Below are 22,277 nucleotides of genomic sequence, written 5' to 3'. Positions count from 1 at the left end.
AAAAAGAAATGAGATAATAAAAGCAAATAAGTCTTTGTTAAACCATTGCTTTCACGGTTAAAGTCTAACCAAGTGAGTATATTATTCAACCGATAATTGATTAACAATTTCAAAACAAATGATTCACCCAAAATATTAGTTGCATATTACTTTATATATAACATATTCACTATGATTATATAAAATCACAGAACATCTCTCTTAAAGACCGAGCCTCTAATAGCTCAATCTATCAACCTGTAAATCTGTCAATCTGTCAATCTGTCAGCAGTCAACGATCAACGATCAACGATCAACGAGAAGTTGCAGCAATGGATATAAAAAAACCACGCATCATGCGTGGCTCTTAGATTGACACTAACGGGATAGAATCAATGAATAGAGAGCTCTAAACAACACCTTCAGAAATCAGGCTATGTTTGTTCAGCAATCGGTACATGGTTGCACGCGAAACTCCAAGCTCCTTAGCGGCCAACGATACTTGACCACCATAAGATTCCAGAACAATCAGCAACGCATCTCGCTCTGAACGCTCACGGATACTTTTGAGACTGCGGCGCTCATCATTCTGTTTTGGTAAATCCAGTTGGTGATCCTCAATGATCACAGCATCAGACATCAACACAACACGCTTAATCTGATTCATCAGCTCACGCACATTTCCAGGCCAATGGTATCGATTCATCGAACGGATAGCATCGTCTGAGAAGCTCTTCGCTTGAGCATTAAACTCTTTCGAGTACTCACGCAGAAAATGATTCGCCAGTACTGAAATATCGCTCACACGTTCTTTTAAGCTTGGAACATGAATACGCAGAACATTGATATAGTGATAAAGCTCTTCATTGAAGTCGCCCTCGATCAACGCCTTCTCGATATCAGAGGAGTTCGCGGCCAGAATACGCACATCGACAGATTTAGGTCCATTCGCAGTTTCAATCTTACCTTCTTGTAGAAAGCGCAACAGGTTCAGTTGTTGATTGCGTGGCATCGCTAAAACATCATTAAGCAAGATGGTTCCGCCATCGGCTTCTTCCAACATACAAGGCGCAGTCGCTGACTGTGCTGATATGCCAAACACCTCGGCCTCTATTCTCATTTCAGACAAGGCACGACAGTTAACCGTTAAAAATGGTTTCTGTGCTCGCGACGAATTTTGATGAATCGAGCGTGCAATCGTCTCTTTACCAGCCCCACTCTCGCCATAAATCAAGATACTGACATCAGTCGGCCCAATACGCTTTACTTGGTCTCTCAAGCGCTTCACGGCCACAGAATCGCCTAGCAGTCCCATGTTGTTATTGATGCCGTAGTTTGGCCATACCTTCTGCTCAAGCTTAAGCATACCCAGTTGGTGACCAATGGTACTCAGCAATTGAGAATCTGGGATTGGCGCCGTGAAAAAGTCGATACAGAAGTTCACGATAAATTGGCAAATGGTATCAGAGCTCAATTGCGATTCACGAATAAAGGCGAGCCATCTTACTTGCTTGTTGTTGCTCACGAGATTAGCGATACCGTTAAGGCTAAACTCATCATGACTAAGATCCACAATGCCAATGCATGGGCCAATGTCAGCAATCAAGGCATCGGCTTTTCGTAGATCTGCACACTGGGTACACTGCCAACCCACTTGTTCTAACACTGATAACCAGGGTTCGTACGCACCACCAACCACGATAAGAGAACCTGGTAAGGAATCCATCTTAAATTGAGTTCCCATCCTTCTTCCTTATTCTATTTTTATTTAAATCAGACTAATACGAGTTTAATGCTGATAACTCTACAAAATGCCACGAGATCGTATTCAGCGCCGAGGCGTATAATAATGAGACTATCTTAGATTTTTCGTCTCAATAGTAAGACTATCTCAGAAATAGTGATTTTTCGAATCAAGAGTGCGGTGCAAGCAAGGTTTTAAAGTCATAAAAGCAGAAAAGCCACCCGAAGGTGGCTTTTCAATTAACGCGTTTGTTACAAACCGTAAGCAAAAATTACGCTTGTGGGCGCATTGCCGGGAACAAAATCACATCACGAATTGTGTGCGTGTTTGTAAATAGCATCGCTAGACGGTCAATACCGATACCTTGACCCGCTGTTGGCGGTAGGCCGTGCTCTAGTGCTGTAATGTAGTCTGCATCGTAGTACATCGCTTCGTCATCACCCGCGTCTTTCGCGTTAACTTGCGCTTTGAAACGCTCGTCTTGGTCTTGTGCATCGTTAAGCTCAGAGAAACCATTCGCAACTTCACGGCCACCGATGAAGAACTCAAAACGGTCTGTGAAGAACGGGTTGTCATCGCTACGACGAGCTAGAGGAGAGATGTCCGCTGGGTAGCCAGTGATGAACGTTGGTTGAATTAGCTGAGGCTCAGCCGTTTCACCAAAGATCTCTTCTAGAAGCTGACCACATGTCCAGAACGTTTCTACGTCTACGTGTACAGATTTTGCGATAGCAACCATCTTTTCACGGTCTTGTAGGTCTGCTTCTGTTAGCGCTTGAATCTCAGCGTGCTCAGGGTTGTAGTGTTTGATTGCATCGAACATGCTCATGCGAGCGTAAGTGCCACCGAACTCAACCGTTTCGTCACCGTAAGGCATAGAAGTAGAACCAAGAACGTCCATTGCTGCCGTGCTTAGCATCTCTTCTGTCAGATCCATAAGGTCTTTGTAGTCAGAGTACGCTTGGTAGAATTCCATCATTGTGAATTCTGGGTTGTGACGTGGAGATAGACCTTCGTTACGGAAGTTACGGTTGATCTCGAATACACGGTCAAAACCACCCACCACTAGACGCTTAAGGTAAAGCTCTGGTGCAACACGTAGGTACATGTCGATGTCTAGTGCATTGTGATGAGTGATGAACGGACGTGCAGTTGCGCCACCCGGGATCACGTGCATCATTGGCGTTTCAACTTCTAGGTAGCCTTTCGCGCTCATGAAGTTACGGATTGAAGATACAAGCTTAGAACGCACGATGAATGCATTACGAGAATCTTCGTTCACGATTAGGTCAACGTAACGCTGACGGTAACGCATCTCTTGGTCAGTTAGACCGTGGAACTTCTCTGGTAGAGGACGAAGTGCTTTAGTCAGCAATTCAAACTCTTCCATGTTCACGTAAAGGTCGCCTTTACCTGATTTGTGAAGCGCACCTTTAACACCGATGATGTCACCGATATCTAGGCCTTGGTACTTCTCTTTCAGTACTTTTTGAACGTCTTTCGCTGCGTATGCTTGGATACGACCAGAAGTTTCTTGAATCGCAAGGAATGGACCACGCTTCGCCATAATACGACCAGCGATCGCAACGATGTGGTTAAGCTCTTCGAGCTCTTCCTTAGTCTTCTCACCGAATTCCGCTTGAAGGTCGCCAGCTAGGTGCTCACGACGGAAGTCATTTGGGTGACCGTTAGCTTTGCAGTTTTGGCGGATGTGATCCAGCTTGCTGCGGCGCTCAGCGATTAGTTTGTTCTCTTCAGGTGAAGAAGCTTCTTGTGCGTTTTCGTTTTGAACAGCATCAGTCATTAGAGATGTACCCTGCTTTTATAATTTGGACAGCTATATTTTTTCAAATATAGGCATTTTTACCAATATTATTGGTAAAGCTTAATAGTTGATAAAGCTTACAGACCTGATTTCAGGCTAGCTTCAATAAACTTGTCTAAGTCACCGTCAAGAACCGCTTGAGTGTTACGGTTTTCGATGCCGGTGCGTAAATCTTTGATACGAGAATCATCCAGTACGTAAGAGCGGATCTGACTGCCCCAACCGATGTCTGATTTCGTTTCTTCGCTCGCTTGTTTTTCAGCATTTTGTTTTTGAATCTCAAGTTCAAAAAGCTTAGCACGTAGCTGCTTCATCGCTTGATCTTTGTTCTTATGCTGCGAACGGTCATTCTGACACTGAACCACGGTGTTAGTCGGAACGTGAGTAATACGTACCGCTGATTCCGTGGTGTTTACGTGCTGACCACCAGCGCCAGAGGCACGGTATACATCAATACGTAAGTCAGAAGGATTAATGTCGATCGTAATGTTGTCATCAATCTCAGGATAGATAAACGCAGAGGCAAATGAAGTATGACGACGACCACTTGAATCAAATGGTGACTTACGAACTAGACGGTGAACACCAGTCTCTGTACGTAACCAACCGTAAGCGTACTCACCAGAGATACGTACCGTTGCACCTTTAAGGCCAGCAACATCACCATCAGACACCTCGATAACTTCAGTCTTGAAGCCTTTCGAATCAGCCCAACGTAAGTACATACGCAACATCATTGAAGTCCAGTCTTGAGCTTCTGTACCGCCCGAGCCTGACTGTAAATCGATGTAGCAATCTGATGCATCGTGATCACCAGAGAACATACGACGGAATTCCAGCTTCTCTAGCTTAGCTTCAAGCTCGGCCAGTTCTGGTTCAATTTCATCGAACGTTTCTTGATCTTCTTCTTCAACCGCAAGCTCTAATAGGCCATCAACATCCTCAACGCCCTGGTCAAGTTGGTCGATTGTTTCTACTACCGCTTCCAATGCAGAACGTTCTTTACCTAGCGCTTGAGCACGCTCAGGTTCGTTCCATACATCCGGTTGTTCTAATTCTGCGTTTACTTCTTCTAGACGCTCTTTCTTAGCGTCATAGTCAAAGATACCCCCTCAGGATATTTGTGCGCTCAGACACATCCTGCAGACGGTTTTTTATAGGATTGATTTCAAACATTTTAGCTCATCATTTATGAGTAGAATTTAACCGAAGAATTGTACTCAAAAGTGTGACGGAGATACAGAATTTTTTAGAGCGGTGAACCAAGATTCAATAACTTAATGGGATATAAAATTGACAGGCAGAAAAAACACGTAAAATTTGTAAGGGAAGGGAAGAGAACAAGCTCTGTTTTTGAACAAAGCTTGTTGAATTTGGCGCTATATGATGAGAATTGTTGAGTCTAAAAAGAACTATTTGGCCTCGATGTAATCAATCATCAGCTGCAAAGATTGGTTGCCACGAAACTCGTTAATATCGAGCTTAAATGCAAGGTGCACAGTTTTCACCGAAGCATCAGACCAGCGGCGTAGGTCCACATTAAAGGCGATACCATCAATCATCACATTGGTCGGGTGACCTTTGTAGAGCGGCTCCAACATCAACTTAAGATGTTTTTCACCCACCAACTTTTGATGCAGTACTTTAAATTCACCATCGAAGATTGGCTCAGGGAAAGCTTGTCCCCACGGGCCACCTGAACGCAGCGTTTCAGCGGTGTGCATCGAGAACTCTTCTGGTAACAGCTCACCATCAGACAAGATAATGCCCTTCAGTGCTGTTTCTCCAAGTTCATTCTTCACCACATCATTGAACAGCTTGCTGAAGCGTTCAAAGTCCTTTTCCATGATGGTTAAACCAGCCGCCATTGCGTGGCCACCAAATTTAAGAATCAAGCCAGGGTTTTGAGTATCAATTCGGTCCAATGCATCACGCATGTGCAGACCCGGAATTGAACGACATGAACCTTTGATACTGCCTTCGCCGCCATCTGCAAACGCAATCACTGGGCGGTGGTATTTGTCTTTGATACGCGAAGCCAAAATACCAATCACACCTTGGTGCCAATCACGTTGGAATAGTGCCAAGCCAGAAGGTAGGTCGTCTTTACCAAATTCAAGGCGCTCACAAAAAGCCATCGCTTCTTGCTTCATACCCTCTTCGATCTCTTTACGTGTTTGGTTCAAGCCATCTAACTCACTCGCCATTCGACGAGCCGCATGGATGTTGTTACTCATTAGCAGCTCAACACCAAAAGACATGTCGTCTAATCGACCAGCTGCATTGATACGAGGACCAAGAGCAAAGCCAAAGTCAGACGCCACCAAACGCTTAGCGTCTCGCTTAGCAATTTCGATCAAGGCTTGAATGCCCGGACGAGCTTTACCCGCACGAATACGTTGCAAACCTTGATGAACTAAAATTCGGTTGTTTTCATCGAGTGGAACCACGTCGGCAACCGTACCCAGCGCCACAAGGTCAATCAGTTCCATCAACTTAGGTTCTGTCATGCCGCGCTCTGCAAACCAACCCAATTTACGCATGTGAACACACAATGCCATCATCAGGTAAAAAGCGACACCAACCCCCGCTAGGGCTTTCGAAGGAAAAGCACAACTTTCAAGGTTTGGGTTAACCATAGCATCGACCATTGGCAGTTCATTGCCCGGCAAGTGATGATCGGTAACCAGAACCTCTAGCCCTTTCTCTTTAGCAAAGCGAACACCTTCAATTGAAGATACACCGTTGTCGACCGTCATGATCACTTCAGCACCAAGCTCGATTGCCTGTTCAACAACCTCAGGGCTCAAGCCATAACCATCTTCAAAACGGTTTGGTACCAGATAGTCGACGTTAGAGCTGCCGAGCATACGTAACGCTAAAACAGACAGCGCCGAGCTGGTCGCGCCATCGGCATCAAAGTCACCAACAATGATGATGCGTTTTTGCTGCTGAATAGCTTTGAACAACAGCTCAACCGCAGCATCAATGCCGCCCAGTTTTTGATAAGAGTGCAAGCCTTTCGCTGCTGTCTCTAGTTGGTCGGCACTGTCGATTCCACGACTCACATAAATGCGCTTTAACAAGTCAGGTAAGTGAGCAGGTAAGACTGAAATGTCGACCTCAGGACGGCGTTGGATCTCTATCATATAAAAATGGGCCCGATATCAATCAGGCCACTCCTTAAATCAAAAACATGGGGGATAAATTGGCAATACAGAAAACGAGATTATTGCTCTAAACGTTGAAGAAGTTGTGCTGGCGGTAAGTAACCACTCACCAACTCACCACTTGCTAGCACGATAGCCGGTGTGCCATTGATGCCAAGCTCACGACCCAGTTGGTATTGTTTAGCAATGATCTGCTTTTGCTCTGCTAGGTCTTTACCAGACGCTGGCATTTGACGGTTTACTTTAGCGTCATGCATCGCTGTTTTTGGATCATCTGACGCCCAGATTGCTGCCATTTGATCGGCAACTTGCCCTGTCGCACCTTGGCGTGGGTAAGCCATGTAACGAACGGTGATACCCAAATCGTTGTAGCCTTGCATTTGGCTGTGCAGACGAACACAGTAGCCGCACGTAATGTCAGTAAATACCGTCACAACATACTTTTCGTTATCGGCTTTGTATTCAATAACCGTATCCGACATCGCTGCCACTTTTTCAGCATTCAGCGGAGCTTGACGCTCAGCCAAAACATCACTGAACTTTCCGTTTTCATCCAAAGAGTAAAGAGTGCCGGCTAGAAAGTGATCGCCCTCTGGAGAAGAAAAGATAATGCCGCTGTTGGTTTGAACTTCTAAAAGACCATCGATATCCGAAGGCACAATCTTATCGACCTTAATACCGATTTTTTCAAAACGCTTAGTTAACGCAACTGTATCAATAGCTTGAGCTGGAGCAGCTTCTACGGCTGTTGATGTTGTTTCTACTTTCGCTTCTGATGCATTACATGCAGTAATCATAAGAGGAAGCGCTAGTAGAGGAAGACGGCGTAATACGCTCATTAAGTTCACCTTAAAAATAAATGGATTTAAGCACGTGGGTGATGCTGCGCGTGAATTTGCTTGAGCCTTTCAGTCGCCACGTGAGTATAAATTTGGGTTGTCGATAAGTCACTATGCCCAAGTAACATCTGTACGACCCTGAGATCTGCGCCATAGTTCAGTAAATGCGTCGCAAAAGCGTGTCTCAATACGTGTGGTGACAACAGCTCTGTATCGATCCCAGCGACGACCGAGTAGTGCTTAATACGATACCAGAACGTCTGACGGGTCATTTGCTTGGCGCGTTTACTCGGAAAAACCACATCAGAACTGTTTTCGCCAAGTAGATGTGGACGACCCTGTTCAATAAAAGTCTCTATCCAATCCACCGCATTTTCGCCCATTGGTACTAAGCGCTCTTTGCCACCCTTACCAATAACACGCACCACGCCCTGCCTTAGGCTGATGTTTTCCATCGTCAAGCTAACCAGTTCTGTCACACGCAAACCGGTTGCATAGAGTAACTCAAGCATCGCCTTATCGCGAAGCTCAATCGGATCGTTCGGATCTGGCGCATCGAGCAAAGCATCAACCTGTTCTTCGCTCAAATCTTTCGGCAAGCGTTGCGGCAGCTTCGGGCTGATCAACAAGGCACTTGGATCATCGCCTCTGATTTTCTCGCGGTGCAAATATTGGAACAAGCGACGAATCGCCGACAACATACGGGCACGAGAGGTCTGCTTAAAATCGGCGTCGGCTAACCAGCCTTGATAATCCTGTAAACCTGAAAGGCTAATGAAGTCGAGGCGGTAATTGTTCTTTTCCATCCACGCTAATAACTTGGACAAATCGGTACGGTACGAGACAAGCGTATTCTCCGATAATCCTCGCTCCATCCACATAGCATCTAAAAACTGCTCAACGAGACCGTGGTCTGCGCTCTGCCCTTGAGGCGACTGCATAGTGTTACTCACAATATTGGAAACTGTTTTGAGAGTATGCCAGAGCAAATATGAATGCCATAAAAATTACGACTTGAGCGGATAATCGCTGCAATCGAAGTCGATTTATGGTTAGAATTCGCCATCTGAAATTAAAATCGAACGTTTGCTATGAAAATTGGATTATTTTACGGCTCAACCACCTGCTACACAGAAATGGCAGCAGAGAAAATTCGCGGCATTATTGGTGAAGACCTAGTTGATATCCATAACGTGAAAGAAAGCCCTCTTTCATTGATGGCGGACTACGACCTTTTATTGCTGGGCATCTCGACTTGGGACTTCGGTGAAATCCAAGAAGATTGGAATGAACTGTGGGAAGACATCGCAACCACGCCTATGGAAGGCAAGGTTGTGGCTCTGTTTGGTTTGGGTGACCAAGAAGGCTACGGCGAATGGTTCCTAGATGCGATGGGTCTATTGCATGATGAACTGAAAACCGCGGGTGCAGAGTTTGTTGGCTTCTGGCCAAACGATGACAGCTACGAGTTCGAAGCGTCTAAAGCGTTAACCGAAGACAAATCTCAATTCGTTGGTTTGGCGCTTGATGAAGATTCACAATACGAGCTAAGCGACGACCGTATCGAAAGCTGGGTTGAGCAAGTACTGGTTGAGTACAGCGAAAAGCTATAACCAAACAGAAGTACTCCCGGCTAAGTAGCTAACCAAGTAACTAGCTGGATATAAAAAGACCACAGAATACAAAAAGGCCTCATTACTGCGAAGTAATGAGGCCTTTTCTATTTCATCTCGAAGGACAATCTAATCTCAACGGAAGATTAAACAGTCTCTTCAGCCATCTCTTGTTCTGTTGACTTGCCAACAAAGAACATACAGATGATTGCAGCCGTTGTTGGAAGCAACCAACCCATACCGATCTCAAACAGTGGCAGCATCTTAAGTGCAGACACGTCTACACCCGCTACTTTAGCGCCATCAATAAGAGCAAACAGCAGTGACACTAATACCACTACGCGGTAAGCCGCTTTTGGATTAGGGAAACGGCTACGTAAGAATGTCAGAGCAACCAACGCGATAGCGACTGGGTACAGTGCAAACAGTACTGGAACAGACAGAGAAATCAGTTGAGAAAGACCAACGTTCGCAACGGTTGCACAAGCTACACCATTGATGATTACCCAAGTCTTGTAAGACAGAGGCGTTAGCGAGCTGAAGTAATCAGAACATGCTGACACAAGGCCAATCGCCGTAGTTAGACATGCTAATAGTACGATCACAGAAAGCACTAGCTGACCAGAAGGACCAAACAACGATTGAACGTATAGGCTTAAAATAGCACCGCCATTGTCTGCACCAGCTGCGACTGTTGCACTTGTTGCGCCTAGGAAAAATAGAGAGATGTAAACAAACGCCAGACCCGCTGCGGCAATACAACCCGCGCTAATTAGGTACTTAGTCGTCGCTGCACGGTCAGTAATGCCCTTGCTACGAATCGCATCAACAATCAGCATACCAAACATCAAAGAAGCAAAAGTATCCATGGTGTTGTAGCCTTCAAGGAAACCTTTGGTTAGTGGTTGAGTGATGTACTCACCGTGAGCCGCAAGAATATCGCCTTGAGGGTTAACGAATACAGCAATCGCCAGCACAACCAAACCAACGAACAGTGCAGGTGTTAGCACCTTACCAATGACGTCAATAAGCTTACCTTGCGACCATGAGAAGAACATCGCTACTGCAAAAAATGCAATCGAAAAGAGAGTTAGGTGAGCTTGAGAGGCATCGATGAAGAACGGTTTCACCGCCATCTCATAGGCAACAAGGCCAGTACGCGGTGCAGCAAATGCAGGACCGATAATGATAAAGATCAGTACAGCCATGATGGTTGCTGCTTTCTTAGGAAGATCTTTAGTTAAGTGACCCCAAGAGCCACCAGCCACTGCGACCGCGACGATAGTGATTAACGGCAGACCAACGGCAGTCAGCAGAAAACCAGACATCGCTGGAAGGAAGTGATCACCGGCTAATTGGCCAGCTAGAGGTGGGAAGATGATGTTACCCGCACCCAAGAAAAACGCAAAAAGCATAAAGCCCAATGCCATTATATCTGTTAGTTTTAGACTCTGTTTCACAGATAATCCTTAATTATATTTATGAATTTATGTTGTGCTTACATGAATGTTACAGCTCAAAGCTGCCAATCAATCTATAAAATAGTCGCGCATAATGACGAAACAACTGGCTAGCTGCAAGTCACCACACAAAAACACCATATAAATTTGCATATGAGAACAAAAAGCAGTGGATTCCACTAGCTATAGAAAAATAGCCACAATTATAAACTAACCATAATGCACAACAATATTCTTCCAAGCAGAACATTGATTCATACAAGCGGTTAACATTAGAGCTAATCACTTAAAATATCTCGATACTCAGAACATTAATGAAAGACAAAACAGTGCAAACTAAAAGCTTCAATTTTAAGCAATTCTCAATTTACGGCGGGAAAAGCGGTATGCCAGTCAGTACCGATGGCGTATTACTTGGCGCGTGGGTAAGCCTGCCACAAAGATCATGTGTACTCGATATTGGAACCGGGACAGGTCTGCTGGCTTTGATGGCTGCGCAGCGTTTTGAAGATGCTTCAATCTCTGCGATAGATATTGATCAACACGCTATTGATGCTGCCACTGTCAATATTGAGCAGTCGCCTTGGCAAAATCGTATCTCCCTTGATCACGGCAGCGTGTTAACAACCGACTTTCCACAAAGGTTTGATGCGATCATCTGTAACCCGCCCTACTTCAACTCTGGAGAACAGGCGCAGCAAAGCCAAAGAGCCACCGCCAGGCACACCGACAGCTTGGATCATTTAGCGCTTGCCCAGCGTTGTTTCGAGATAACAACCGACGCCGCGACTGCCAGTTTCATCCTACCGACGCCTGAGGGGGAAGGTTTTATCAAGCTTGCCGAGCAATGTGGTTGGTATCTAGCAAAACGCCTTGATGTAAAAACAACAGATAAAAAGCCAGCTAGCCGAATTTTATTCGAGTTATCTAAAGATCCTGCTTGCGAGCAAGATTTGCAGCGCGAATCGCTTACAATTCACCATCAAGGTGGTTATAGCGAAGCATTTATTGCGCTCACTAAAGATTTTTATCTCAAGATGTAGCAAATACCATGTGATCCTAATCACTAATGCTTCTATAATGTCCGACTACTCTTTTTTATCGTCTGCTTTTTGAGGCAGAAACATTTATTGCTTGTGGAGAAACAACAGTGATCAGAACCTTTGCAGAACTCGATCTAAACCAAGAGCTGCTTAAAGCAATTGACGAAATGGGCTACGAACGTCCAACACAGATACAAGCTGAAGCAATCCCACAAGCGTTAGATGGAAGAGACGTTTTGGCTTCTGCGCCAACAGGTACTGGTAAAACAGCATCATTTGTATTGCCAGCACTGCAATACCTACTGGATTTCCCACGTAAAAAATCTGGCCCTGCACGTATGCTTATCCTGACGCCAACGCGTGAGCTAGCAATGCAGATCACCGAACAAGCACGTGAGCTTGCTAAATACACCAGCCTAAATATCTTCACGATCACGGGCGGTGTGATGTACCAAGAGCACGCAGATATCTTAAGTACCACTCAAGATATCGTAGTAGCAACACCTGGCCGTTTGATGGAATACATTGAAGGCGAGCGTTTTGACTGTCGTGCGATTGAATGGCTGGTTCTAGATGAAGCCGACCGCATGCTAGACATGGGCTTTGGTCCTGTTGTTGACCGTCTGTCTGCAGAGTGTCGCTGGCGTAAACAAACTTTACTGTTCTCAGCAACGCTAGAAGGTAAAGGCATTGAAGGCTTCACTGAAGATCTACTGAAAAACCCAGCGGAGATCGATGCGAAATCATCACTTCGTGAGCGTAAGAAGATCACTCAGTGGTACCACCGTGCAGACACAGCAGAGCACAAGCTGAACATCCTAAAGCACGTCATCACAGAGCAAGCTGAGCGCAGCATCGTATTCTTGAAGACGCGTGATCGTCTAGGTGATCTACGAGCTCAACTTGAAAGCGCGCAAATTCCATGTGCGTGGATCCAAGGTGAAATGCCTCAAGATCGTCGTAACAACGCGATTGCTCGTTTCCGTGACGGCTCTGTAAACGTACTACTAGCGACTGACGTTGCTGCTCGTGGTATCGACCTTCCAGACGTAAGCCACGTAATCAACTACGACATGCCACGTACTGCTGACGTATACCTACACCGTATTGGCCGTACGGCTCGTGCTGGTAAAAAAGGTAACGCGGTTTCTATCATTGAAGCGCACGATCAACTAATGATTGAGCGTGTGGCTCGTTACACAGACGAACCAATCAAAGAACGCTTCATCGAAGGCATGCGCCCTACGCATAAGAAAGCGGCCGTGACTAAGAAGAAGAAGCCGAAGAAAGAAGATAAGAAAGCGGTAGAGAAACAAAAAATCGCGAAGAAGAAAAAAATCGCGAAGAAAAAGAAAGCAGCAAAGAAGAAGTAATCTACCAGCTTCAACGATTCAATAAAAAAGCCCCATGCAGTTCGCTGCATGGGGCTTTTCTCTATCTGGTCTGTTATCAGGCTAAAACCGAGAGCTACTCGTTAGCCAAGGACTACTAGTTTTGCTCTTCGCGCTTAAAGACAAGCTCTTTCGCGTTCGACTCTTCTTCAACGAAGTAGTAGCCCGCCGTATCAAACTGGGTCAGCGCCTCAACCGAGTCGATCTTGTTCTCGATGATGTAGCGAGCCATCATGCCACGCGCTTTCTTCGCGTAGAAACTGATCACCTTGTACTGACCGTTCTTGCAGTCTTTGAATACAGGGGTAATCACTTGGCCATCCAAGTTCTTCGGCTTCACGGCTTTAAAGTATTCGTTAGACGCCAAGTTGATCAACACATTGTCGCCTTGAGCATTCAACGCTTCATTCAGCTTGTCTGTGATGATGTTGCCCCAGAACTGGTACAAGTTAGTACCACGAGCATTGGCTAAGCGTGTACCCATCTCTAGGCGGTATGGCTGCATCAAATCTAATGGCTTAAGCAAGCCATATAACCCAGAAAGCATGCGCAGGTGGTCTTGTGCGTAGTCAAAATCTTCATCCGATAGCGTTTCAGCGTCTAGGCCAGTGTATACATCGCCTTTAAAGGCTAGGATTGCTTGGCGTGCGTTGTCTTGGGTAAAGGTCTCGCTCCACTGCTCAAAGCGCGCTACGTTCAACCCTGCGATTTTATCGCTGACTTTCATCAGTGCAGAAATATCTACTGGCGTCAGTTTGCGGCACTCTTCAATCAGCTCAGCAGAGTGTTCAACAAACTCAGGCTGACTAAAGCGTTCCGTCGCTAATGGTGATTCGTAATCAAGTGTTTTGGCTGGAGAAACGACAACTAACATAACTTTACCCTAATCGGTTATCTAACTGGATGCTGCTAGAGTATAGAAAAAACATCAACTTGTCTTTATGACTCTTCCTATTACTTCGATAGGGAGAATGAGCTTCGATAGACAGAATGAGACAAATGACAGGCAAACAAAAAGGCTAAGGTCGAAACCTTAGCCTTTCTAATCACTTTAGGATGAGCCGTTTATCGCTCCAACAAGATTACTTCTTGTTGTTGTCCCAAATACCGTCTTCCAGCTGAGACTTAAGCTCTGGGAAGTCATTCGAATCGAATGTTGGTACTTTACCCGCGTCTAGTTGGCGGTTGTAGTCTTTCGCTAGCTTAATCACGATACCTGATAGCAGGATAATCGCCACCAAGTTAACAATCGCCATTAGGCCCATCGATACGTCAGCCAGTGCCCATACCGTTGGTAACGTCGCTAGAGAACCGAACATAACCATACCCAGAACAACGATACGGAACAGCACTAGGCCCTTCTTGTTGTTGTGCTCAAGGAAGATAAGGTTCGTTTCAGCGTACGAGTAGTTTGCAATGATTGAAGTGAAAGCGAAGAAGAAAATCGCTACCGCTACAAAAATGCCGCCCCATTCGCCCACTTGTGCTGTTAGTGCACGTTGCGTTAGTTCGATACCCGTTACTTCACCGTGTGGTACATACTCACCAGACATCAGGATGATTGCGACTGTTGCTGAACAGATAACAATGGTATCCATGAACACGCCTAGCATTTGCACGTAACCTTGTGATGCTGGGTGCGGTGGGTAAGGCGTAGCAGAAGCTGCTGCGTTTGGCGCAGAACCCATACCCGCTTCGTTCGAGAACAAACCACGTTTGATGCCGTTAATCATCGCTTGTGCGATTGCGTAACCTAGGCCACCCGCTGCTGCTTCTTGCAGACCGAATGCACTCTTGAAGATAAGAGCCAGTACTTCAGGCACTTTCTCGATGTTCGCGAACATCACGTACATAGCGATCGCTAGGTAAGCCAATGCCATGATTGGAACGATGATTTCTGCTGTGCGTGCAATCTTACGGATACCACCGAAGATAACGAACGCAGAGATGATTACGATACCAACACCAACGTAGCTACGCTCAAGGTCGAATGCCGTATTCATTGCGCTTGCAATCGCGTTCGCTTGAACCGCGTTGAATACAAGACCAAATGCAATGATGAGGAAGATAGAGAATAGAACCCCCATCCAACGCATGCCTAGGCCTTTCTCCATGTAGTATGCAGGGCCGCCGCGGTAGTTACCGTCGTTATCACGCGTTTTGTATAGCTGTGCCAGTGTGCTTTCTGCAAACGATGTTGCCATACCTAGCATTGCGATTAGCCACATCCAGAAGATAGCACCAGGGCCACCAGCGGTTAGTGCTACAGCAACACCTGCCATGTTACCCGTACCTACACGAGCAGCGAGACTAGTACAAAGAGCTTGGAAAGAAGAGATACCAGCACTGTCTGCTTTACGGCTGTTTCTAAGAACAGAGAACATGTGGCCGAAATGGCGGAATTGAATGAAGCCTAGTCGTACAGTGAAGTAGATACCCACACCAACCAGTAAGTAAACTAAGATAGATCCCCAAAGGAGATCGTTCATCAAATTGATTAAGTCTGTCACGTGAACCTCGTAATTGAGTTTAAGCACCGATCATGCTTCCTAGCCTTCCTCTTAATCGCCTATGCCTCTGTCAATGTTGTGTCGGCACTCTTGTTATATTCTTGCGGCGATTGAGACTGTAAATGTCGCTTCATGCATCCATTTTACGTATCAGTGTATTTTTTGACGGGCGGATAATGCAGCGAGACGGCCTAAAAATCAATATGCAAATACACTTATATTAAAATGACATTTCACTAATAACACACCTTTTGTTAACACAACTTTCAACAATGCAGCCCAATAAAAGTCACATTATCGGGACATAATATCAACAACAGCCACGGCACTACCCCAACAAGAACACCATCCTATAAAAATGACGTCAGCCTAGGTTTTACAAGGTATAGTGAAGATCTTCGTTTTTTTCTAGGCCAATGAGATCCCTATACCGCACGGTACCATGTGCACTTCAATGCATTGTAGTCAAAACGCTATTCCATTCGCACAATGAATTAACATTCAATAACCCCCAATTTAATCGTTTACTTAGGTTTGATTGCCTGTTTTTTATACATAATAATTCTCACAATGTGTGAGCATGCATAAGAAAATAGAACAAAAGCTTCATGGATTTGAAACAAATGAGAAACAAATCAAAGTTATTGTGAACCTAAATATGATATTTATTGGTTCGTAAGAACTAGTCCCACGGAAGGAGATATGGCTTATGGATAGCTTTCAATTCGATGAAGTATCAGAACTAGAAATGCCTCGTGTAACTCAAAAATCACGCTCGAAACCACTCAAGCGTAAGTGGCGTGAAATCGAAGCCATCAACGATCGTAGGCAGCTTGAGAAAGAGCTGAGAGAGATGAACCTAGGTCTTGATTTTAGCCTTGACGATATAAAACTTTAATCAGCACGATAAGAAATCAGATAGCAAAAGGCACCTATATAGGTGCCTTTTTTATTTTTTGAGGTAGTTAATCCGCTCAAAGCGCCATTTGGAAACCAACCCTCTAATATAGAGGACACCTAAAATAGGTGCACCTCAACATTACAACGGGCTAAACACACTCTTGTTCATTTTGTCGAACCCGAGCCGCGAGTTGGCGATATTGATCGGCGATGGTCTCTCCAAAAACAGGGTCATCTTCCGGTTGAAGCCATTGAGACTCCACTTCTTGCCAATCTTTCACCGTGAACGCCTCAACAATCATGGGTAGCACATGCTTCTCTTCATATTCCATGTGCTTTCGCTGAGCCTTAACAAACGCTTCAAGCTGCTCAATAAAGACTTGCTGAGGAACCACCGCATCTTGAAGGATCATATCGACCAAACCTAAAAAGTCCGCCGTTTTCTCAGAAAGCAATTGATGCTCTAACTCCAAGTCTTCAATCGCTTGCTCGCTGCCATATTGCTTAAGATAGTAGCGATAAATGACGTCTTCTTTAGGGTGATGCACTTTGTCTGAATGGTTCATAAGGTAATGAACCACCTCTGCGATCAGGCTATAGTTTATTTCTCGCTCCTGTTTCAGAAACTCTAACTTACTGTTGAGTATCGCGAGTAAACGAGCCATATAGCCATGCTCTCGTCTTATCCTTTCAATCATCATAGTATTGCACTCCATTACACCTACTATTTATAAGTGTATACGAATATGCTGATTTATGATTTGACCCTGCTCAGAAAACCACCAATCTACACTTCTGTTGGTAAACGCCAGTCAATAGGTTGTTGATCCATAGAAGAAAGCAGCTTGTTGGTTGTAGAGAAATGCTGACAACCGAAGAATCCACGGCGTGCCGATAATGGCGATGGGTGAGGTGCAACCAACACATGATGCTTGTCGTCATCAATCGCTTGACCTTTCTTCTGGGCGTGTGCGCCCCACAACAAAAAGATGATCGGTTCAGAGCGCTGATTGAGCTCAGCAATAATGGCATCGGTAAAGGTTTCCCAGCCACACTTAGCATGTGAGTGTGCTTTTGCCTCTTCGACTGTAAGGACTGTGTTCAACATCAACACCCCTTGCGATGCCCAAGAATCGAGATAACCATGACTAGGAATCTCAAAGCCCTCTATATCTTGTGCAAGCTCTTTGTACATATTGCGTAGAGAAGGTGGGATTTTCACACCAGGAAGCACTGAGAATGCTAAGCCGTGAGCTTGGTTAGCACCGTGATAAGGATCTTGCCCTAAGATAACCACTCGCACGGATTCGAAAGGCGTCATATCAAAGGCACTGAACACCTGTTCTTGTGGCGGGTAGACGGCTTTACCACTATTACGTTGCTGTTCAACAAACGCGAGGACACTCTGAAAGTACTCTTTATCACGTTCATCATTAATAATGGATTCCCAAGTCTTTGGTGCGCTCATCGTTTTACTTCCCAATCATCAAGGTTTCTAGCGGCTTTCGCCAGACAAAAAAATAGCTGTATCGGCTAACTGTCCTAAATAAGGCTCTAGTTATACCTCATACAGCTATCAATAAACATGATGTGTAGGGTTCACTTGTTGATGAATCATAATAATCAGTTCAAGTTGTGCTTATCTCGATTAACCACTTTTCTGCTGTGTACGATGGTGGCCGTGGTTATGCACGTGACGGTTTGGTGTAGGTAAACGGCGTGCGACAGCAATAGTTGAAGTTTGGGTGATTGAATACATAAAGGCACCTCCTCTAAGACATCGTGAACTACATATTCACTTTAATACTATGAAAGAAAGGTGCCAATTTTTAGAAATAGACGGAAATAAATTTCCCCCTCTATTATTACGCTTGTTCGCTCGCTAGCGTTGCTGAGCGATGAAACATTCTAAGTTGTTGAATTTCCTCTTTCCAGATCGTCGAATCAATGGTTTCCAAGATAAGAGGGATACCATTAAAGCGAGAATCAGAGGCAATATACTCAAAACAATCCCAGCCAATTTCGCCTTTTCCTAAAGAATGGTGTCGATCGACTCGGCTCGCGAACTCAGCTTTTGAATCATTGATGTGCATTGCTCTTAGATAGTGCATACCCACGATGCGGTCGAACTCAGCAAAAGTATGCTCACACGCCTCTTTTGTACGTAAGTCATAGCCAGCAGTAAACGTATGGCAGGTGTCTAAGCACACACCCACACGTGACTTATCTTCTACCTGCTCGATAATCTCGGCTAGATGTTCAAACTTCCAACCCAGATTAGTGCCCTGCCCAGACGTATTCTCGATCACTGCGATTACGTCAGGTACCGCTTGATGAGCTAGGTTGATCGATTCAGCGATCTTCGCCAAACATTCGCTTTCTGAGATTTTCTTTAAATGACTCCCAGGATGAAAATTCAAAAGCGTTAGTCCAAGTTGATTACAACGCTCCATTTCATCAATAAAAGCCGCACGTGATTTCTCTAGCTTCTCTTCTTCTGGCGCTCCTAGGTTAATCAGGTAGGAGTCATGAGGAAGAATGTGCTCAGCACCGTAGCCCAACATTTTGCAATTGGCTTTAAAGGCACTAATGGTTTTCGCTTCTAGTGGTTTTGCCGCCCACTGTCTCTGGTTCTTGGTAAACAGTGCAAACGCATTGGCACCTATTTCACGTGCACGCATAGGCGCCTGATCAACACCACCAGCAGCCGACACATGAGCGCCAATAAACTTAATATTTGTTTCCGGTTTTGAGGATGAATTATTGTTTGTCATTAAATCACTTTACACTTTCAGAATGCTTAATAAATAAAGGGTCGTATCGGTTGTAGTTCAATAAAAACACAACAAATGTAGTAAACTTACAATAAATATGGCTGTTAAATATTTTTTATACTTTAAAATATTTTGTAATTACTTTGTTTTCAAAGGTTTTATTGATTTACCTCAATATAATCACCTTTGTAAAAATATGGTTTTTGGTTGTTTTTTGACTTAAATCAATGTTAACCTTACTAATATTAGGTATATATTACCCAGCTCAATAAAAATCGAAAGTTAACACCATAATCAAACCACATTCAGTGGACTAGGAGATAGTTATGATCCAAGGTATTCAAATTACTAAAGCAGCAAACGATGACCTACTAAACTCAATCTGGCTACTAGATAGCGAGAAGAATGAAGCTCGTTGTGTTGTTGCTACTGCAGGTTTCGAAGCTGACCAAGTTATCTCAGCTGCAGACCTAGGCGAGTACGAAAGCCGTGAAGTTGCAATCGAAGCAGCACCACGCATCGAAGGTGGTCAACACCTAAACGTTAACGTTCTTAAGCGTGAAACGCTAGAAGACGCAGTTGCTCACCCAGAGAACTACCCACAGCTAACTATCCGTGTATCGGGTTACGCTGTACGTTTCAACTCTCTAACAACTGAACAGCAACGTGACGTTATCGCACGTACGTTCACTGAGTCTCTATAATTTTTAGAGCTTAAATTAGAATACAAAAACGGCGCTCATTGAGCGCCGTTTTTATTTGTTCGAAAAACAAATGGACGTTACGGTTGAACTCGACGAAGCACAGCTTTTAGCGCTTCAAAATCGTTATCAAGATCTTCAGACAACAATTCCATCGCCGCGTGTTTTGCTAGCGGGCCAGGCAGTTCGATATCAGAACCTAGGATGTCATCAACCACTTCTTTGAATTTCGCTGGGTGTGCTGTACACAGGAACAAGCCAGTTTCGTTCTCTTGCAGTTGCTCTTCCAGTAGACGGTAAGCAATCGCACCATGTGGTTCACATAGGTAACCTTGTGCTTTTAGGTCGCGAACTGACTCAGCGCTCTGCTCGTCAGATACTTTACCTTTGCCTAGTGTATCTAAGCCCCAACCTTTCAGTTGGCAAAGCTCTTCGATACGAGGCCAGTTGTTTGGTTGGCTTACGTCCATCGCGTTCGATGTTGTCGCAACAGTCGGTTTTGGATCCCATTGACCTGTTTCTAGGTAACGAGGAACAGTGTCATTTTCGTTAGTTGCTGCGATAAAACGCTTAACAGGTAGACCTAGCGCTTTAGCCAATAGACCAGCCGTTAGGTTACCAAAGTTACCACTTGGTACAGAGATAACGAGGTTTTCACGTTGCTCTTTAGTCAGCTGAGAAGCCGCCTCAAAGTAGTAACAGATCTGAGCCATTAAACGGCTGATGTTAATCGAGTTTGCCGAATTAAGACCGATCTCTTTACGCAGTTCAGCGTCATCAAATGAGTCTTTAACTAGAGCCTGACACGCATCAAAGTCACCATCAATCGCCACAGTGTGGATGTTCTTGCCAAGCGTACAGAACAGCTTCTCTTGCAGTGGGCTGATCTTGCCTTTCGGGTAAAGAATCACAACATTGATGTTTTCCATGCCGTAGAAAGCATGCGCAACCGCCGCACCAGTATCACCTGATGTTGCCGTTAAGATAGTGATTTGACCACCATCAGAAACAGCTGCTAAAGATTGAGCCATAAAGCGGCCACCGAAATCTTTAAACGCCAGTGTTGGACCGTGGAAAAGCTCAAGCGCGTAAACGCCGTCTTTTACTTGGTTGATTGGTGCAGGGAATTGGAACGCTGCATCCACCATTTGGTCGATCTGTTCTTTTGGTAATTCATCACCAATCAATGCTGACAGAATCTTTGAGCTACGAGGGACAAAGTCCTCTGCTAGCAGCGCATCGATATCATCAAACTTTGGCAGTTCAGATGGGAAAAATAGACCTTGATTACGGCCTAAGCCTTGACGAACGGCTTGGCCAAAAGAGACTTGTTCATCATTTTCTTTGATGTTGTACAGTTTCATAACTCACTTCCTGTAACGATCGAACCCTGCTTATCTAGGCGACAAACGTGAACGAATCCTTCTTCATTTTGTACGTAATTTTGTTCTAACCAGCGTGCAACACGCTCGGCGACATCTTGTTCTTTGCAAATGCTAAATAGAGTTGGACCACTACCAGAAATACCAGTAGCCAGTGCCCCAGCTGACAGCGCGTATTTACGAGCATCAGCAAACCCTGGAAGCAGTTTCTCACGATATGGTTCAGCGATCACGTCTTTGATCATCTTCGCCGCCAGTTCAGGTTGACCTGAATGACACGCGTGGATAAAGCCCGCTAAGTGACGACCATGAGCAATAATATCCTGACGACGATATTGAGATGGTAGGATCTCTCTCGCTTCAGCCGTTGAAACCTTAATACCCGGATAAGCCATTACCCAGTACCAGTCGTCAAAACACGGTACTTCTTGGCTGATGATGCCTAGCTCTTCAAGCATGAGCTGCACACCACCAAGGTAACATGGCGCAACGTTATCGTAGTGGATACCACCTGAAATCTTGCCTTCCATTTCACCCATCAGAGCAAGCAGTTCAGTTTCATTCAGGGGCTGACCGTGAAAACGGTTTAGCGCATCCAGTGCCGCGACGATTGAACATGCACTAGAGCCCAAACCTGAACCGATAGGCATGTTCTTTTCTAGCGTCATTTCCAAAGGCTTTAGCGTAACGCCTTTTTTATCAAGCTCTCTAGAGAACACCACCCAGCAGTCGTAAACGATGTTTTCTTTTGCTTCAGTTGGCAGCTTAGAAACAAAGCTGCCTGCAGTTTTAAGTGAGAATGGTTCATCACCGGCTTTAACCATAACTCGGTCACCTAGCAGCGTGCCATCCACTGGAGACACAGCGGCCCCCAGCACATCAAACCCTACACTGACATTACCGATTGATGCAGGAGCATAAACGACAACATCCATATCACTTGAAC

At 45.0% G+C, this 22,277-nt stretch carries 19 protein-coding genes; 5 read left to right on the top strand and 14 right to left on the bottom strand.

Going from position 1 to position 22,277, the window contains the following annotated elements:
• Positions 1-388 precede the first annotated feature (388 nt).
• The 6 genes from vpsR to xerD all read right to left on the bottom strand — a co-directional run bounded on the left by vpsR (position 389) and on the right by xerD (position 8,498).
• Positions 389-1,723, bottom strand: a complete 1,335-nt coding sequence (gene vpsR / locus AB6E54_RS06830; protein ID WP_372057781.1) for a cyclic-di-GMP-binding transcriptional regulator VpsR — start codon at positions 1,721-1,723, stop codon at positions 389-391.
• Positions 1,724-1,994: 271 nt separating this feature from the next.
• Entirely contained in the window at positions 1,995-3,527 is a 1,533-nt protein-coding gene (gene lysS, locus AB6E54_RS06825) for a lysine--tRNA ligase (RefSeq protein WP_372106047.1), read from the bottom strand.
• 98 nt (positions 3,528-3,625) lie between these two features.
• Positions 3,626-4,724, bottom strand: a protein-coding gene (gene prfB, locus AB6E54_RS06820; RefSeq protein ID WP_100208942.1) for a peptide chain release factor 2 whose coding sequence is annotated in 2 segments (ribosomal slippage) — positions 3,626-4,648 and positions 4,650-4,724 — 1,098 coding nt in all. Because the reading frame shifts where the segments join, the coding sequence is not laid out codon by codon here.
• Between the two features lie 236 nt (positions 4,725-4,960).
• Positions 4,961-6,697 (bottom strand): single-stranded-DNA-specific exonuclease RecJ, encoded by a 1,737-nt coding sequence (gene recJ, locus AB6E54_RS06815; protein WP_372168806.1) that lies wholly within the window; start codon positions 6,695-6,697, stop codon positions 4,961-4,963.
• Between the two features lie 80 nt (positions 6,698-6,777).
• On the bottom strand, positions 6,778-7,557 hold the full coding sequence (locus AB6E54_RS06810) for a thioredoxin fold domain-containing protein (protein WP_372117825.1): 780 nt from the start codon (positions 7,555-7,557) through the stop codon (positions 6,778-6,780).
• Between the two features lie 26 nt (positions 7,558-7,583).
• Complete coding sequence (xerD, locus tag AB6E54_RS06805; protein ID WP_017059327.1) at positions 7,584-8,498, bottom strand: site-specific tyrosine recombinase XerD; 915 nt, start codon at positions 8,496-8,498, stop codon at positions 7,584-7,586.
• A 150-nt stretch (positions 8,499-8,648) separates the two neighbouring features.
• On the opposite strand from xerD, the gene fldB reads away from it, so the two are divergent.
• A complete protein-coding gene (gene fldB, locus AB6E54_RS06800; protein WP_372106043.1) occupies positions 8,649-9,170 on the top strand; it encodes a flavodoxin FldB in 522 nt (173 codons plus the stop codon).
• Between the two features lie 146 nt (positions 9,171-9,316).
• Here the strand turns inward: fldB and brnQ are convergent, their stop codons facing one another.
• Positions 9,317-10,630, bottom strand: coding sequence for a branched-chain amino acid transport system II carrier protein (brnQ, locus tag AB6E54_RS06795; RefSeq protein ID WP_017059325.1), 1,314 nt, complete (start codon positions 10,628-10,630; stop codon positions 9,317-9,319).
• Positions 10,631-10,944: 314 nt separating this feature from the next.
• Between brnQ and AB6E54_RS06790 the strand changes: the two genes are divergently transcribed.
• Positions 10,945-11,673, top strand: a complete 729-nt coding sequence (locus AB6E54_RS06790) for a tRNA1(Val) (adenine(37)-N6)-methyltransferase (protein WP_017062876.1) — start codon at positions 10,945-10,947, stop codon at positions 11,671-11,673.
• A 107-nt stretch (positions 11,674-11,780) separates the two neighbouring features.
• Positions 11,781-13,046: an ATP-dependent RNA helicase SrmB gene (srmB, locus tag AB6E54_RS06785; RefSeq protein WP_017059323.1), complete on the top strand. Its 1,266-nt coding sequence runs from the start codon at positions 11,781-11,783 to the stop codon at positions 13,044-13,046.
• 115 nt (positions 13,047-13,161) lie between these two features.
• Here the strand turns inward: srmB and yaaA are convergent, their stop codons facing one another.
• Together yaaA and AB6E54_RS06775 are read right to left on the bottom strand one after the other, a co-directional pair.
• On the bottom strand, positions 13,162-13,938 hold the full coding sequence (gene yaaA, locus AB6E54_RS06780; RefSeq protein WP_017059322.1) for a peroxide stress protein YaaA: 777 nt from the start codon (positions 13,936-13,938) through the stop codon (positions 13,162-13,164).
• A 208-nt stretch (positions 13,939-14,146) separates the two neighbouring features.
• On the bottom strand, positions 14,147-15,574 hold the full coding sequence (locus AB6E54_RS06775) for a sodium:alanine symporter family protein (protein ID WP_032545312.1): 1,428 nt from the start codon (positions 15,572-15,574) through the stop codon (positions 14,147-14,149).
• Between the two features lie 709 nt (positions 15,575-16,283).
• Here AB6E54_RS06775 and AB6E54_RS06770 point away from each other — a divergent pair.
• Entirely contained in the window at positions 16,284-16,472 is a 189-nt protein-coding gene (locus AB6E54_RS06770; protein WP_017059319.1) for a DUF3545 family protein, read from the top strand.
• A 151-nt stretch (positions 16,473-16,623) separates the two neighbouring features.
• On the opposite strand, the gene AB6E54_RS06765 is transcribed toward AB6E54_RS06770, so the two are convergent.
• From AB6E54_RS06765 to nfo, 3 genes are all read right to left on the bottom strand, one after another.
• Positions 16,624-17,175, bottom strand: a complete 552-nt coding sequence (locus AB6E54_RS06765) for a hemerythrin domain-containing protein (RefSeq protein WP_017070073.1) — start codon at positions 17,173-17,175, stop codon at positions 16,624-16,626.
• An 86-nt stretch (positions 17,176-17,261) separates the two neighbouring features.
• Positions 17,262-17,942 carry a uracil-DNA glycosylase gene (gene ung / locus AB6E54_RS06760; protein ID WP_372106041.1) on the bottom strand — a complete coding sequence of 227 codons (681 nt, stop codon included), beginning with the start codon at positions 17,940-17,942 and terminating at the stop codon, positions 17,262-17,264.
• A gap of 397 nt (positions 17,943-18,339) precedes the next feature.
• Positions 18,340-19,248 (bottom strand): deoxyribonuclease IV, encoded by a 909-nt coding sequence (nfo, locus tag AB6E54_RS06755; protein WP_102319761.1) that lies wholly within the window; start codon positions 19,246-19,248, stop codon positions 18,340-18,342.
• Between the two features lie 326 nt (positions 19,249-19,574).
• Between nfo and grcA the strand changes: the two genes are divergently transcribed.
• Positions 19,575-19,952 (top strand): autonomous glycyl radical cofactor GrcA, encoded by a 378-nt coding sequence (gene grcA, locus AB6E54_RS06750; protein ID WP_017059315.1) that lies wholly within the window; start codon positions 19,575-19,577, stop codon positions 19,950-19,952.
• 77 nt (positions 19,953-20,029) lie between these two features.
• Here the strand turns inward: grcA and thrC are convergent, their stop codons facing one another.
• Complete coding sequence (gene thrC / locus AB6E54_RS06745; protein ID WP_102394353.1) at positions 20,030-21,313, bottom strand: threonine synthase; 1,284 nt, start codon at positions 21,311-21,313, stop codon at positions 20,030-20,032.
• Positions 21,310-22,266, bottom strand: a complete 957-nt coding sequence (gene thrB, locus AB6E54_RS06740) for a homoserine kinase (RefSeq protein WP_032545653.1) — start codon at positions 22,264-22,266, stop codon at positions 21,310-21,312. Before thrB ends, thrC begins: the two co-directional genes overlap by 4 nt.
• Between the last annotated feature and the right edge of the window lie 11 nt (positions 22,267-22,277).

The organism is Vibrio sp. 10N.247.311.49, assembly GCF_041467655.1.
GTDB lineage: Bacteria > Pseudomonadota > Gammaproteobacteria > Enterobacterales > Vibrionaceae > Vibrio > Vibrio crassostreae_C.
Note: the sequence above shows the minus strand (reverse complement) of the source record. Positions and strands in the feature narration are given on the sequence as shown.